The sequence below is a fragment of the Phenylobacterium sp. genome (genome assembly GCF_036264965.1).
Classification (GTDB): Bacteria; Pseudomonadota; Alphaproteobacteria; order Caulobacterales; family Caulobacteraceae; genus Phenylobacterium.
Window position 1 is genome coordinate 1 of record NZ_DATAPY010000113.1, and the last position, 13,724, is coordinate 13,724.

Below are 13,724 nucleotides of genomic sequence, written 5' to 3' on the forward strand. Positions count from 1 at the left end.
TCGAACTTGCCCGCGCGCACCCGGCCGGTAACCTTCTTGCCCTGGAACTGCGGATCGAACGGACCGAGGTCCAGCACCACCATGTCCTCGGGCTTGGCCCGCACCGCGGCGGTAAAGGCGCCGCCCCGCGCGCGGCGGGCCGGATATTCCGGCGCGAAATAACCGGTCATCAGCCCTTCGTCGGCGATGGGCAGCAGGCTGAAGTTGGTCTCCAGGAAGGCGCGCGAGATGATCTCGTCCTGCGGGCCGAGGTCGCGGGCGCGCAGGCACACCTCGCGCCAGGCCGGGTCCTTGGCGACCCCGCAGCCGTTGCGGAAGGCATCCAGCGCGGCGGCGTGGTCCTCCTGCGCCCATCCGGCCAGGTCGGCGAAACGCAGGGAGGGGGCCGGAGCCGAAGGGGGAGCGACGGCCGCGCGGGGCGCGAGGGGCGGAGCAACAGGGGCGAGCTTGGCCGTGGGCGCGCTGGCGCAGGCGTAGAGGCCAAGGGCCAGGACCGCGACAACAAGGCTACGCCCCGCCCTCCTGAACATATGTCAGGCCTCGGCGGCTTCCACCCGGACCAGGGTCCAGTTGGGGTCGCGGCTGGAGAGCGGGCGCTGGAAGGTCCAGTTCTCGGCCGTGCGGCGGTCGTCCACGCCCTCGCCCTCGGGGCCCTTGGTGCGGCTGCGGAACTCGGCCAGGAAACGCACAGTCACCCGCGCCAGGTCGGCGCCGACCACCTCGGCCTTTTCCAGGTCCGCGCGCGGCGTGTGCAGGAATTCGACGGTCTCGGTGCGGCTTTCCGCCTCGCGAGCGGCGATGGCGGTGTCGAAGCCGGCCATCACCGGCGCGGCCAGCAGGCTGCGCAGCTGGGCGCGGTCGCCGGCCGCGAAAGCCTTGACGATCATCTCGTAGGCGCTTTTCGCGCCGCCCAGGAAACGGCTGATGTCGAAGCTGGAATCGATGCCCTTCACGGCGGCGAGGCCGCTCAAGGCGATGCCTTCGGCGGCCTCGGCCTGTTGGCCGGTCTCGCTGGCGCGATCCAGCGGCGTGGCCGTCGCCGGCACGGACGGCGCGTCCTCCGGCTGACGTCCCACGCGCCGGCCCAGCACCGCATAGAGCTGGTAGAGCACGATGGCCGCGAGGCCTGCGAAGATGATGAGTTCCAGCACTTGCAACCGATGAGCCCTTCCGGGTCCTTTCGGCGCCACGCGGCGCCACGCCTTCATATAGACCGAACCAACGCCTGCGTCAGGGGCGGCGTTGCATCGCCCAGGGCGCCATGTTAGCCCGGCGCCCCGACAAGACGCGAACCCCTCGTAGTTTCCACACGGATTTAAGCCGAACTATGACCGACACCGACGCCGGCGCGCCCGACACCGCCGAGACCGCCGACCAGCCCGGCATCCGCATCCTGGCCCAGTTCATCCGCGACCTGTCGTTCGAGAACCCCCGCGCGCCGGAAGCGCTGCGCGGCGGCGCGGCCCAGCCGCAGATCGACCTGGGCGTCGAGATGAACGCCCGCGGCCGCGAAGACGGGTTCTTCGAAGTCGACCTGAAGCTTTCGGCGAAGGCCAACCGCGAGGACGGTCCGGTGTTTGTGGTCGAGCTGCTCTACGGCGGCGTCTTCCAGATCACCGGCGTCACGGCCGAGGACATGGAGCCGGTGCTGCTGATCGAGTGCCCGCGCTACCTGTTCCCGTTCGCGCGCAAGATCATCGCCGATGTGACCGCCGATGGCGGCTATCCGCCCTTCATGCTCGACCCGATCGACTTCGCCGGCGTCTATACCGCCCGCAAGGCTCAGTCCGACCAGCAGATCGGCCACGCCTAGCGCAGGCTAGAGCCCGAACCTCGCCCAGAGGTCTTCGTTCTTCACGACGCCGCGGATGAATTCGGCGTGCGTCGCCCGCTCTTCCTCAGTCGAGCGCGGGGCGAGCGGGTTCGGGCGCGCGCCATAGGCGCTGCGGGCCGCGGCCGTGACGGCCACCGCCATGGCCGCGGTGGTGAGCTCCAGCCGCCGCTCGCGGCCGCCTTTCAGTTCCAGATAGACTGCGGCCAGCAGCTTGGCGTCGATCAGGGCGCCGTGCTTCTCGCGCTCGCTGAGCGAGACCTTGAAGCGCTTGCAGAGCGCGTCGAGGGAATTGTGCATCCCCGGGAAGCGCACGCGGGCCAGGGCCAGGGTGTCGATCCAGCGCGGCTCGTGCAGCGGCTCGCGGTTCACCACGCCCAGCTCGTGATTGATGAAATTGCGGTCGAAGGTCGCGTTGTGGGCGATCAGCGGCGCGTCGCCGACGAACTCCAGGAAGGCGTCGACCACCTCCGGGTGCTCGAACTTCGGCTTGCCGCGAAGAAACGCGCCCGACAGGCCGTGCACCCGCTCGGCGTCCGGCGGCATGTCGCGGCAGGGGTCGATGTAGGTGTGGAAGCTGCGGCCCGTGGGGATGAAGTCGTCGATCTCCAGGCAGGCGATTTCCACCAGCCGGTGGCCCTGGGTCGGCTCAAAGCCGGTGGTCTCGGTGTCGAGGACGATCTCGCGCGCCATGACCTTTCATGGCCCCATTCGCCCGCAGGATTCAACAGCCTAACGGTCGCGGGTAGGCCGGGTCTGTGGATCACGCATGGCAGCGATGATCTCGGCGACCTGCTGGCGCGCCGGCTCCAGGCCGCGGGAGGTATCCACCACGAAGTGGGCGCGGGCGCGCTTCTCCGCGTCGGCCATTTGTTGGGCGAGGATGGCGTCCAGGCGCTCCGGCGTCATGCCGGGCCGGGCTAGCACGCGTTCGCGCTGCATGTCCGCCGGGGCGCTGGCCACCACGACGGCGTCGACGTTGGCGTGGCCGCCGGTCTCGAACAGCAGCGGGATGTCCAGCACCACCATGTCCGCGCCATCGGCCTCGGCCTTGGCGAAGAAGCCTACCCGGTCGCGACCGACCAGCGGATGGACGATGGCGTTGAGACGCTTGAGCTCCTCCGGCTTGCCGAGCACGGCCTGGCGCAGGGCCTCGCGGTCGACCTTGCCGTCCTTGACCACCCCGGGGAACGCCTCGCCCACCGGCACGACCGCCGCGCCGCCGGCGTCATAGAGGTCGTGGACCGCCGCGTCGGCGTCATAGACCGGCACGCCCGTCTCGCGGAACATGGCCGCCGTCGTCGACTTGCCCATGCCGATGGAGCCGGTCAGCCCGATCAGGATCATGGGTTGAGCGCCTTCAGCGCCAGGGCCCGGACATCGACGCCGGCCGGCGGCGGTTGGCCAAAGAGGGCCTCGAACGAGGGCCTGGCCTGGCCGATCAGCATGGCGAGACCGTCGACGATCGGGCGGCCCAGCGCCTGAGCCTGGGCGAGGAACGGCGTAATCAGGGGCTTATAGACCATGTCCATGACCACGCAGCTCGCCGGCGTCGCCGCCAGGGGTGCGTTGAGGGCGCCGCTGTTCGCCAGGCCCGCCGAGGTCGCGTTGATCACCGCGCCCGCCCCGACGAAAGCGGCCTCCGCTTCGGCCGCCGCGAAGGCGCGGCTGCCGAGGTCGGCGGCCAGCGCCTGGGCCCGGGCGAAGGTGCGGTTGACGATGCGTACGTCCGTGCAGCCGGCGTCAAGCAGCGCGCCGACTGCGCCCCGCGCCGCGCCGCCGGCGCCCAGCACCACCACCGGCCCGGCGGCCGCCTCGAACTGCGGGGCCTGTTCGGCGAGGGCCGCCAACAGGCCGAGGCCGTCGGTGTTGTCGGCGGTCACGGCGCCGTCCGGCCCGAAGATCAGCAGGTTCGCCGCCAGCGCCCGCCGGGCCCGCGGATGGACCTCGGTGGCCACCGCCAGGGCGTCTTCCTTGAAGGGTAGGGTGACGTTGACGCCGGCCAGCGACGTGGTGCGAAGGCCCTCAACAACGTGGCGGAAGCCGCCCTCCGCGATGTCCAGGGCGACGTAGACGCCGTCTATGTCGGCTGCCTCCAGCCAGGCGTTGTGCAGAATGGGGCTCAGGGAGTGGGCCACCGGATGGCCGACCACCGCGGCGACCCTGGTCGTCCCCCGGACAGTGCGGCTCATGGCGTCAGGATCCCCCGGCGGCGCAACAGGTCGAGCAACCCCATCAACGGCAGGCCAAGGATGGTGAAATAGTCGCCCTCGATCTTCGAAAAGAGCTGCACGCCCTGGCTTTCGAGGCGGTAGCAGCCGACTGAGCCCAGCGCCGCCTCACCCTCAGCGCTGAGATAGGCCTCCAGGAAGGTGTCGGAGAAGTCACGCATGCGTAGGGTCGCGCTTTGGGTCTCGCGCCAGACGACGGCGCCGCGTTCAGCGACCACCACGGCGGAGTGCAGCATGTGCGGTTTGCCGCGCAAGGTCTTGAGGCGCTCCCGGGCCGCGTCGATCGTCTCGGCCTTGTCGAAGAGTTGGCCCTGGAACTCCAGCGTCTGGTCGGCGCCCAGCACCAGGTCGGGCCGGCCGACGGAGACCGCCAGCGCCTTCTCCTCGGCCAGGGCTTCGGCGACCTGGCGCGGCGTGGCGCGCTTGGCCAGGAGTTCGGCCTTGGCGACATCTTCGTCCACGCCGGAGCCGACCGCCTCGAACGGCACGCCGGCGCCTTCGAGGACCGCCCGCCGCGCCACGCTTTTCGAAGCGAGGACCAAGCCTGGGCTCACCCGAGCACCTCGACCTGGCCGTGGCCGCCGTGCAGCAGGTTGAGCACCGCCGCGGCGGTTTCCTCGACGGAGCGGCGGGTCACGTCGATCACCGGCCAACCTTGGCGTTCATAGAGCCTGCGCGCCTGGACGATCTCCTCGCGCACCGCGTCGACGTCGATGTAGGTCGACTCGCGGTTCTCCTTGAGGCTGAGCAGGCGATTGCGGCGGATCTGGATCAGCCGGTCCGGCGAGATCGACAGGCCGACCACGAGGGTCGATTTCAGGTTGAACAGCTTCTCCGGCGGCGGGCGGCCCGGCACCAGCGGTACATTGCCGGCCCGCACGCCCCGGTGCGCGAGATAGATGCAGGTCGGCGTCTTCGAGGTCCGCGACACGCCGACCAGGATCACGTCGGCCTGTTCCAGGTCCTGGCCGCCCTGGCCGTCGTCGTGGCCGATGGCGTAGTTCAGCGCGTCCATGCGGTTGAAGTAGTCGTTGTCGAGCCGCAGGTGCGCGCCGACCCGGCTGGTCGTGGTGTAGCCGAGGTAGCGCGACATGGCCGAAACCAGCGGGTCCAGCGCCGGGATACAGGGCATGTCCAGTTTGCGGCAGCCCTCCTCCAGCGCCTCACGCAGGCCGTCGTCGACGATGGTATGGATGACGACGCCGGGCGCCTCCTCGATATCGCCGAGCGCCCGGTCGAGCTGGCGCTGCGAACGGACCAAGGCGTAGATGTGCTCGATCGGCAGGACGTTGTCGAAGCGGGCGCAGACCGCGCGGGCCATGGCGTTGAGCGTCTCGCCGGTGGAATCCGACACCAGGTGGACGTGGAAGTAGGTGGCGAGCTTCGGGGCGGTCGTGGTCACGGGCGGCCTGACGCGAAAATGCCTGGGGACGATTCCTGTGGAGCACTCTTAGCGAACGCTGGCCGGATTGGGGATAGACGGCGTGCGCGCCGGGCTCGTCGGTGTCCCGCGCAAATCCCCGGGACGGAATCGGCCGTTAACCGCGCGTTAACCCACATGGCCGGGCAGAGGTGGATGGCTCGAACTGCCGCAATCGACAGCTCAGGGACGTTTGCCGCCGCGCACTGCGCGCTCCCCCGAGAGGTTAACGATTCCTTAAGCGCCTGCGGGGCTTGGGCGGTCGCTCCCCGCAATTCACAGGTCCGTCCTCCCCGGATCGCAGCGATGGGAGAACCTGGGGAGAAGCCGCGTGCGGTCATGGAGCTGTCGTGATTGTCCACCTCCTCGACAGGCCCTATCGCCCCTACTCCAACCTTTTTCAAAACCCTTATTAGGAAGAAGAAGGGCAAGTCGGGATGATGGGTTCGGGTCGTGGGCTTGAGCCCGCGGCGTATAGGCGATTTAAGGCAGGGATGAGCGAGACCACTCCGCGGCTCCTGCGAGCGTTGGCCGGCGAAACCCTGGACCGGCCGCCGATCTGGCTGATGCGCCAGGCGGGTCGGTCACTGCCGGAATATCGCGAGCTACGCACCCGGGCTTCGGATTTCATCACCTTCTGCCACAACCCGGAGATGGCCGCTGAGGCGACGATGCAGCCGATGCGCCGCTTCCCATTGGATGCCGCCATTGTCTTCGCCGACATCCTGCTGATTCCCGGCGCACTGGGCCAGAAGGTCTGGTTCGAAGCCGGTGAAGGCCCGCGGCTCGGCGAGCTTCCGGCGATTGAAACCATGGCGGACGAGGTGGAGGCCTCCACCGGACGGCTGTCGGCCATCGGGGAGACCCTGGCCCGAGTCCGCGCCGAGCTGGAGCCGGAGCGGGCGCTGATTGGGTTCGCCGGCGGGCCCTGGACGGTGGCGACTTATATGATCGAGGGCCGCACCTCGAATCGTGAGACCGCGCGGGCCTTCGCCTATCAGCAGCCGGAGATCCTAGACGCCCTGCTGGACGTGCTGGTCGACGCCACCGCGCGCTATCTGGTGATGCAGGCCAACGCCGGCGCCCAGGCCTTGAAGATCTTCGAGAGCTGGGCGGAAGGCCTCGCCGAAGACGTGTTCGAACGCATCGTCATCCGGCCGCACCAGGCGATCGTCGAGAAGGTCCGCGCCGCCGGGGTCACGGCGCCCTTCATCGGCTTTCCACGCGGGGCCGGCGCCCTGGTCGAGAATTATGCCAAGGCTGTGCCGGTTCAGGGCGTGGCGCTGGACACCCAGGCAAGCGCCGATCTCGGCCGCCGGCTGCAGGCGCAGGGCAAGACCATCCAGGGCGCGCTCGACAACCTGTTGCTGCGCGCCGGGGGATCGGCGCTGGACGCTCGCGTCGAGACCCTGCTTGGCCAGTGGAGCAGCGGGCCCTACATCTTCAACCTCGGCCACGGTGTGATGCCGGACACACCCATCGCGCACATCGCACGTGTTGTGGAGCGGGTGACCGGAAAGCCGGTGAAAGCCATGGCCGCCGAGTGACAAAACTCGCCGTCGTCCTGTTCAACCTCGGCGGCCCGGACGATCTGAAGGCCGTAAAGCCGTTTCTTTTCAACCTCTTCTGTGACCCGGCGATCATCACCCTGCCGGCGGTGGTGCGTTATCCGCTGGCGGTGCTGATCGCAACGACGCGGGAAAAGACCGCCCAGGCGAACTACGCGATCATGGGCGGCGCCTCGCCCTTGCTGCCAGAGACCAGGGCGCAGGCTGTGGCGCTGGAGGCTGCGCTGACCACCCAGGGGCCTGGCGTGGAAGCGCGCTGCTTCATCGCCATGCGCTATTGGAAGCCGTTTGCGAAGGAGACGGCTCGCGCGGTGGCCGCCTTCGCCCCGGATGAGATCGTCCTGCTGCCGCTTTACCCACAGTATTCGACGACCACGACAGCCTCCTCGGAGGCGGACTGGCGGAAGGTCTATAGCGGGCAGGGGCGCACGCGGGCGGTCTGCTGCTATCCGACAGCCCTGGGTCTGATCGAGGCGCACGCCCAAGCCATCCGCAAGACCTGGGCCGAGGCCGGAAAGCCCGCGGACGTGCGGTTGTTGTTCTCGGCTCATGGCCTGCCGCAGCAGGTGGTCGACGGTGGTGATCCTTACCAGGCGCAGGTCGAGGCCACGGCCGCGGCGATCGCCGCTCAACTGCCGGAGCTAGCCGACTGGAAGGTCTGCTACCAGAGCCGCGTCGGGCGGCTGCAATGGCTGAAGCCCTCCACCGACGACGAGGTCCGTCGCGCGGGCGCCGAGGGCAAGGGCGTGCTGATCGCCCCGATCGCCTTCGTCTCCGAGCATGTGGAGACCCTGGTCGAGCTCGATCACGAATATGCCCGCCTGGCCAAGACGGTGGGATGCGTGCCTTACCTGCGCGCGCCGACGCCGGGCGTGCAGGATCGCTTCATCGCCGAGCTGGCCCGCGCTGTCCTGGAAGCCGCCGACCGGGCTTCGGGACCCGCGCCGCACGGGCCTTGGCGCTGCCCGGCCGGCCATGCGAAATGCGCGCTCCGGACGGGGAGTGCGGGATGACCGGCGCCTACAATCTGCTGATCGGCCTGCATATCATCGCGGTCATCGCCTGGATGGCGGGCCTGCTGATGCTGCCCAGGCTCTACGCCTATCACACCGAGACCGCGCCGCCGGGCAGCGAGTTCGACGCCCACTTCACCCGCTGGGAAGGCAAGGTGCTGAAAATCATCCTCGGCCCGGCCATGGGACTTGTGTGGCTGCTCGGTCTTTCGCTGATCTACGTGGATAGCCAGATAAGGGGCGTCAGCTTCCTCGCAGAGCCCTGGATGCTGACCAAGATCGCCGGGATCGTCTTCATGACCGGCTGGCACAGCTTCATCGCCAATGCCCACAAGGGCTTCCTGGCTGGCCGCCGGGACCGGACCGCGAAGTTCTGGCGCATGACCAATGAGCTGCCGTTCCTGGCCGCTATCGTCATGGTCCTGGCCGTCACCACCAAGTTCGGCAACCACTAGGTCGCACTCGGCCACCGGACCGGAATCCTTGACCCGGAGCGGTCTTCGTGGTTCGGATCAGGCCGCATGCCCTAACAAGGGCGTGTCCCGCCTTATCTCCGGCCCTCCGCGTGGATTGAACCCGCGGGCGCGGTCCGGCTCCCAAAGACGACGAAACGACATCCGGCGCACCCTCCCGCGCCCACATCATCTGAAAAGCCCGCGCCCGGAGTCCGTCCGGCTCCGCGGGCGAACACGAGTGAATTCCTATGCAAGACGAGAACGAAACCCCTCCCGCCGATGAGACCCCGGTGAACGAAGCCGAGGCTTCCGAGCAGACCGCCGCTGAAGCCGCGGCGGAAGAGGCTGAAGCCGCGGAGTCCGATGAGCCGTCCGAGGCCGCCCAGGCCATTGCCAAGCTGGGGCTCACGCGGATGAGCCTACAGGAGCTGAAGGACAAGGCGCCGGCCGACCTGCTGGCCTTCGCTGAGCTCTTTGAGATCGAGAACGTGAACTCCATGCGCAAGCAGGACATCATGTTCGCGATCCTCAAGGTCATGGCTGAGGAAGGCGTCGAGATCTCCGGCTCCGGCACCCTGGAAGTGGTGCAGGACGGTTTCGGCTTCCTGCGCAGCCCCGAGGCCAACTATCTGCCCGGCCCCGACGACATCTACGTCAGCCCCTCGCAGATCCGGAAGTTCGGCTTGCGCACCGGTGACTCGGTCGACGGCGCCATCCGCGCGCCGCGTGAGGGCGAGCGCTACTTCGCGCTCGTAAAGGTCGACCTGACCAACTTCGAGAACCCTGAGAATGTCCGCCACAAGGTGCTGTTCGACAACCTGACGCCGCTCTATCCCGACGAGCGGCTGAAGATGGAGATCGACGACCCGACGCTGAAGGACCGCTCCGGGCGGGTGATCGACATCGTGGCCCCGCTCGGCAAGGGCCAGCGCTGTTTGATCACCGCCCCTCCCCGCGTGGGCAAGACGGTGATGCTGCAGAACATCGCCAAGTCCATCGAGACCAACCACCCCGAGTGCTACCTGATCGTCCTGCTGATCGACGAGCGCCCGGAAGAAGTCACCGACATGCAGCGCACGGTGAAGGGCGAGGTCATCTCCTCGACCTTCGACGAGCCGGCCACGCGCCATGTGCAAGTCGCTGAAATGGTTATTGAAAAGGCCAAGCGCCTGGTCGAGCACAAGCGCGACGTGGTGATCCTTCTCGACAGCGTCACCCGGCTTGGCCGCGCGTACAACACCGTGGTGCCGTCCTCCGGCAAGGTGCTGACCGGCGGCGTCGACGCCAACGCCCTGCAGCGCCCCAAGCGCTTCTTCGGCGCGGCGCGGAACATCGAGGAAGGCGGCTCGCTGACCATCATCGCCACCGCCCTGATCGACACCGGCAGCCGGATGGACGAAGTGATCTTCGAAGAGTTCAAGGGCACCGGTAACTCGGAAATCGTCCTCGACCGCAAGGTCGCCGACAAGCGGGTCTATCCGGCCATCGACGTGATCAAGTCCGGCACCCGCAAGGAGGAGCTGATCACCCCGAAGGAGCACCTGACCAAGACCTACATCCTGCGTCGGATCCTGGGGCCCATGGGCGCCCAGGACGCCATCGAATTCCTGCTCGACAAGCTGCGATCCTCGAAGACCAACGAGGAGTTCTTCCAGTCGATGAACACGTAGGGCCTTGGCCCTACCGGGGCCGACGAGTTCTACTTGTGTTTCACGTGAAACATCGGGCTTAAAAACCTCCCCCGCGAAGCGGGCGGAGGGGGACCACGAAGTGGTGGAGGGGGCGCTGCCGACGCACGGCCCCAACGCCCCCTCCGTCAGCTCCGCTGCCACCTCCCCCGCAAGCAGGTGAGGTTTTCTTCGCTCACGGAATCAGCAAACTCGCCCCGATCGTCGTGCGGCTTTCCAGGGCCTCATGCGCCTTGCGGGCGTCGGCCAGCGCGAACGTCTGGCCGATCTCGACCTTCACCTTGCCGGAGCCGATGATGTCGAACAGGGCGGCGGCGCTGGCGTCGAGCTCGGCGGTGGTGGCCTGATAGTCGCCCATGGTCGGGCGGGTGAAGAACAGCGAGCCGCCCAGCATCAGCTGTCTGGCCTCGACGGGCGGCGGCGGGCCGGATGCGTTGCCGAAGCTGACGAACAGCCCTCGTCGCGCCAGGCTCTTCAGGGTGCCATCGAAGGTGTCCTTCCCCACGGAATCGTAGGCCACCGGCACGCCCTTGCCGCCGGTGATCCGGCGGACCTCGGCCGCCACATCCTGGTCGCGGTAGAGGATCACGTGATCCGCGCCCAGCTCGCGGACCCGCATCGCCTTCTCCTCCGAGCCCACCGTGGCGATCACCACGGCGCCGAGGGCCTTGGCCCACTGGGTCATGATCTGGCCGACCCCGCCGGCGGCGGCGTGGACCAGGATCGTCTCTCCCGCCTCGACCCGGTGCAGGCGGCGGATCAGAAACTCGACGGTCATCCCTTTCAGCAGCGCCGCGGCGGCGGTGCGCGCATCGATGCCGGCCGGGACCTTCACGGCGCGGTCAGCTATGACGGCATTGGCGTCGGCGTAGGCGCCGGGCGTGCCGGCATAGGCGGCCAGATCGCCTGTCTTGAAGCGGGTGACGCCTTCCCCCACCGCCTCCACCACGCCGGCGGCTTCGGAGCCGAGACCGGAAGGCAGCTTCATCGGATAGAGGCCAGACCGTTGATAGGTGTCGATGAAGTTGATCCCTATCGCCTGGTGGCGAACCAGGATCCGGCCGGGGCCCGGCGTCGGGGTGTCGACCTCGACGTACTTCAGGACCTCTGGGCCGCCGGTGGTTTCGAAGCGGATCGCGTGCATCAGCCCAGCACCTTGCCGAAGAACTGCAGGGTCCGGCCATTGGCCAGCTTGGCGGCCGCGGCGTCGAAGTGCTCGCCGCCTTCGCGGGCGAAGGCATGGTCGCAGCCAGGGTAGGTGTGGATCTCAATCTGCGGGTGATCCTTCAGGGCGGCGAGGATGATGGCCTGCGCCGGCTTGGGGACGAACTGGTCCTCCTCGGCGATGTGCATCAGCAGCGGATGGGTCAGCTTCTCCGCCTCGGCGACCCGGTTCTCCAGACCCACGCCGTAGTAGGCGACGCTCGCATCGGCGTCGGTGCGCGTCGCGGTCAGGAAGGCCAGCTGGCCGCCGAGGCAATAGCCCACGGCGCCCACCTTGCCGTTGCAGCCGTCGTCCTTGCGGATGTGGGCGATGGTCGCGGCGATGTCGCCGACGCCGGCGTCCACATCGAAGGCGTTGAACAGCTCGAAGGCCCGTTTCCACTCGGCCTCGGTCTTATCGGTGATGTCGATGCCGGGCTCGATCCGCCAGAACAGGTCCGGGCAGACGGCCAGATAGCCCTGGACGGCCAGGCCGTCGGTGACGTCGCGCATCACCTGGTTCACCCCGAAGATCTCCTGGATGACCACGATGGCCGGCGCCTTGTCCCTGGATGGCCGGGCGACGTAGGCGCTGAAGGTCCCGTCCGCGGTGGTGATCGTCGTCGGCTCGCCCATGGTCGTCTCCGGTTTCCGTATGCTTCGATGTCTGCGCTACTAGCGCGTGGGGCCGTCAGGCGGCCATATGCAATCCGAAGCGGGAGCTTGCGGCATGAAGATGACCATCGAAGTGGACTGCACGCCGGAGGAGGCCCGGCGGTTCATGGGCCTGCCGGACGTCAGCAGCCTCAACGAGCACCTGGTCAATGAGATGAAGGGCCGGATCGACGCCAACATGTCGATGATCTCGCCCGACGAGCTGATGAAGAACTGGATGGCCTTCGGGACGGGCGCCCAGGAGCATTTTCGCAAGCTGATGGAAGTGGGCATGAACGCGGCCGCCCAGAAGCGCCCCTAGCGACATGAGCGACACCATCTTCGCCCCGGCCACGGCGGCCGGACGGGCGGCGGTGGCGGTGGTCCGTCTGTCCGGGCCCAGGACGCGGGCCGCGGTGCGGGCCTTGGCCGGTCGGTTGCCTGCGGCGCGGCGGGCGTCCTTGCGGGCCCTGGCGGACGCGCAAGGCGTGCCGATCGACGAGGCCCTGGTGCTCTGGTTCCCGGCGCCCGGCAGCTACACCGGCGAGGACAGCGCGGAATTCCACGTCCACGGCGGCCCGGCGGTTGTGTCCGCCCTGGTGGACGCCCTCGCCGCCCAGGGCCTGCGCCTGGCCGAGCCGGGGGAATTCACCCGCCGGGCCTTCGAGCACGGCAAACTGGACCTCGCCCAGGCCGAGGGGGTGGCCGATCTGGTGGATGCCGAGACAGAAGCCCAGCGCCGCCAGGCCCTGGCCCAGCTCGGCGGGCGGTTGTCCGGCGTCCAGGCGCGCTGGCGCGATGGCCTGATCCGAGCGTCGGCCATGCTGGAGGCCGCAGTCGACTTCCCCGACGAGGAAGTGCCGGCCGATGTGGCGGGACGCGCGCGGCCGATCCTGGAGATCCTCGCTGATGAGCTGGAGGCCGCGGCGGCCGACGTGGCGCGAGGCGAACAGGTCCGCGAGGGATTCCGCATAGCCCTGCTCGGCTCGCCGAATGCCGGCAAGAGCACTTTGCTGAACGTGCTGGCCAGGCGCGAGGCGGCTATCGTCTCGGCTACGCCGGGCACGACGCGAGATATCATCGAGGTCCCGATGGTGCTGGGCGGTTACAAGGTGATCGTCGCCGACACTGCGGGCCTGCGGGTGACAACCGACGAGATCGAGGCCGAGGGCGTGCGCCGCGCCGAGGCCTGGGCCGAGACCGCAGGTCTGCGCGTCTGGCTGGTGGACGGCTACGGCGACCCGGACCCCGTAATGCCGGCCTCGCTGCGCTCCGGGGATATCGTGCTGCTGACCAAGCGCGACCTGGGCGAAGGGCTCGAAGGCCTGCCCGGCGAGCCCTTCACCGCCAGGAGCCCCAACGACGTCGCCTGGCTGGAGCGCTCGTTGACCGAGACGGTGGTGGAGGCGCTGGGCGGATCGGAGCTCCCGGCCGCCACCCGCCTGCGCCATCGCGACCTGCTGACCGAGGCGGCCGCGCGACTGCGACAGGCCCTCTCGCAGGACGAATCCCTTGAGCTCGCCGCCGAGGACGTACGGCTCGCCGCCCGCGCCCTGGACCGCATCACGGGTCGGATCGATCCGGAGGACGTCCTGGGCCGGATCTTCGCGACCTTCTGTATCGGCAAGTGATGCGTTGTTTCACGTGAAACACCGCCGGCG

Annotated in this window: 16 protein-coding genes; 7 read left to right on the forward strand and 9 right to left on the reverse strand. The window is 68.5% G+C overall.

Features of this window, described 5'->3' with window-relative positions:
- Both VHS75_RS14535 and timA read right to left on the reverse strand, forming a co-directional pair.
- The coding region (locus VHS75_RS14535; protein WP_329639335.1) for an MltA domain-containing protein at nt 1-530 on the reverse strand (530 nt) is incomplete at its 3' end.
- Between the two features lie 3 nt (nt 531-533).
- A complete protein-coding gene (gene timA / locus VHS75_RS14540) occupies nt 534-1,151 on the reverse strand; it encodes a TIM44-related membrane protein TimA (RefSeq protein WP_329639378.1) in 618 nt (205 codons plus the stop codon).
- Nucleotides 1,152-1,327: 176 nt separating this feature from the next.
- On the opposite strand from timA, the gene secB reads away from it, so the two are divergent.
- Nucleotides 1,328-1,813 (forward strand): protein-export chaperone SecB, encoded by a 486-nt coding sequence (gene secB / locus VHS75_RS14545; RefSeq protein WP_329639336.1) that lies wholly within the window; start codon nt 1,328-1,330, stop codon nt 1,811-1,813.
- Between the two features lie 6 nt (nt 1,814-1,819).
- On the opposite strand, the gene dnaQ is transcribed toward secB, so the two are convergent.
- From dnaQ to VHS75_RS14570, 5 genes are read right to left on the reverse strand one after another with little or no spacing between them, the layout of a single operon-like run.
- Complete coding sequence (gene dnaQ / locus VHS75_RS14550) at nt 1,820-2,524, reverse strand: DNA polymerase III subunit epsilon (protein ID WP_329639337.1); 705 nt, start codon at nt 2,522-2,524, stop codon at nt 1,820-1,822.
- Nucleotides 2,525-2,563: 39 nt separating this feature from the next.
- On the reverse strand, nt 2,564-3,178 hold the full coding sequence (coaE, locus tag VHS75_RS14555) for a dephospho-CoA kinase (RefSeq protein WP_329639338.1): 615 nt from the start codon (nt 3,176-3,178) through the stop codon (nt 2,564-2,566).
- Entirely contained in the window at nt 3,175-4,023 is an 849-nt protein-coding gene (locus tag VHS75_RS14560; RefSeq protein ID WP_329639339.1) for a shikimate dehydrogenase, read from the reverse strand. Before VHS75_RS14560 ends, coaE begins: the two co-directional genes overlap by 4 nt.
- Nucleotides 4,020-4,604, reverse strand: coding sequence for a Maf family protein (locus VHS75_RS14565; protein WP_414694321.1), 585 nt, complete (start codon nt 4,602-4,604; stop codon nt 4,020-4,022). Before VHS75_RS14565 ends, VHS75_RS14560 begins: the two co-directional genes overlap by 4 nt.
- Nucleotides 4,605-4,612: 8 nt before the next feature.
- Nucleotides 4,613-5,464: a pyruvate, water dikinase regulatory protein gene (locus VHS75_RS14570; RefSeq protein WP_329639341.1), complete on the reverse strand. Its 852-nt coding sequence runs from the start codon at nt 5,462-5,464 to the stop codon at nt 4,613-4,615.
- 512 nt (nt 5,465-5,976) lie between these two features.
- Between VHS75_RS14570 and hemE the strand changes: the two genes are divergently transcribed.
- The 4 genes from hemE to rho all read left to right on the forward strand — a co-directional run bounded on the left by hemE (nt 5,977) and on the right by rho (nt 10,188).
- Nucleotides 5,977-7,029 (forward strand): uroporphyrinogen decarboxylase, encoded by a 1,053-nt coding sequence (gene hemE, locus VHS75_RS14575; protein ID WP_329639342.1) that lies wholly within the window; start codon nt 5,977-5,979, stop codon nt 7,027-7,029.
- Nucleotides 7,026-8,063, forward strand: a complete 1,038-nt coding sequence (gene hemH, locus VHS75_RS14580; protein WP_329639343.1) for a ferrochelatase — start codon at nt 7,026-7,028, stop codon at nt 8,061-8,063. Before hemE ends, hemH begins: the two co-directional genes overlap by 4 nt.
- Nucleotides 8,060-8,518 carry a CopD family protein gene (locus tag VHS75_RS14585; RefSeq protein WP_329639344.1) on the forward strand — a complete coding sequence of 153 codons (459 nt, stop codon included), beginning with the start codon at nt 8,060-8,062 and terminating at the stop codon, nt 8,516-8,518. Before hemH ends, VHS75_RS14585 begins: the two co-directional genes overlap by 4 nt.
- A gap of 248 nt (nt 8,519-8,766) precedes the next feature.
- A complete protein-coding gene (gene rho / locus VHS75_RS14590; protein WP_329639345.1) occupies nt 8,767-10,188 on the forward strand; it encodes a transcription termination factor Rho in 1,422 nt (473 codons plus the stop codon).
- A gap of 193 nt (nt 10,189-10,381) precedes the next feature.
- Here the strand turns inward: rho and VHS75_RS14595 are convergent, their stop codons facing one another.
- On the reverse strand, nt 10,382-11,350 hold the full coding sequence (locus tag VHS75_RS14595) for a quinone oxidoreductase (protein WP_329639346.1): 969 nt from the start codon (nt 11,348-11,350) through the stop codon (nt 10,382-10,384).
- Nucleotides 11,350-12,045: a dienelactone hydrolase family protein gene (locus VHS75_RS14600; RefSeq protein ID WP_329639347.1), complete on the reverse strand. Its 696-nt coding sequence runs from the start codon at nt 12,043-12,045 to the stop codon at nt 11,350-11,352. Before VHS75_RS14600 ends, VHS75_RS14595 begins: the two co-directional genes overlap by 1 nt.
- Before the next feature lie 94 nt (nt 12,046-12,139).
- Between VHS75_RS14600 and VHS75_RS14605 the strand changes: the two genes are divergently transcribed.
- Together VHS75_RS14605 and mnmE are read left to right on the forward strand one after the other, a co-directional pair.
- Nucleotides 12,140-12,385, forward strand: coding sequence for a DUF6489 family protein (locus VHS75_RS14605; RefSeq protein WP_329639348.1), 246 nt, complete (start codon nt 12,140-12,142; stop codon nt 12,383-12,385).
- A gap of 4 nt (nt 12,386-12,389) precedes the next feature.
- Complete coding sequence (gene mnmE / locus VHS75_RS14610; RefSeq protein WP_329639349.1) at nt 12,390-13,694, forward strand: tRNA uridine-5-carboxymethylaminomethyl(34) synthesis GTPase MnmE; 1,305 nt, start codon at nt 12,390-12,392, stop codon at nt 13,692-13,694.
- Nucleotides 13,695-13,724: the final 30 nt, after the last annotated feature.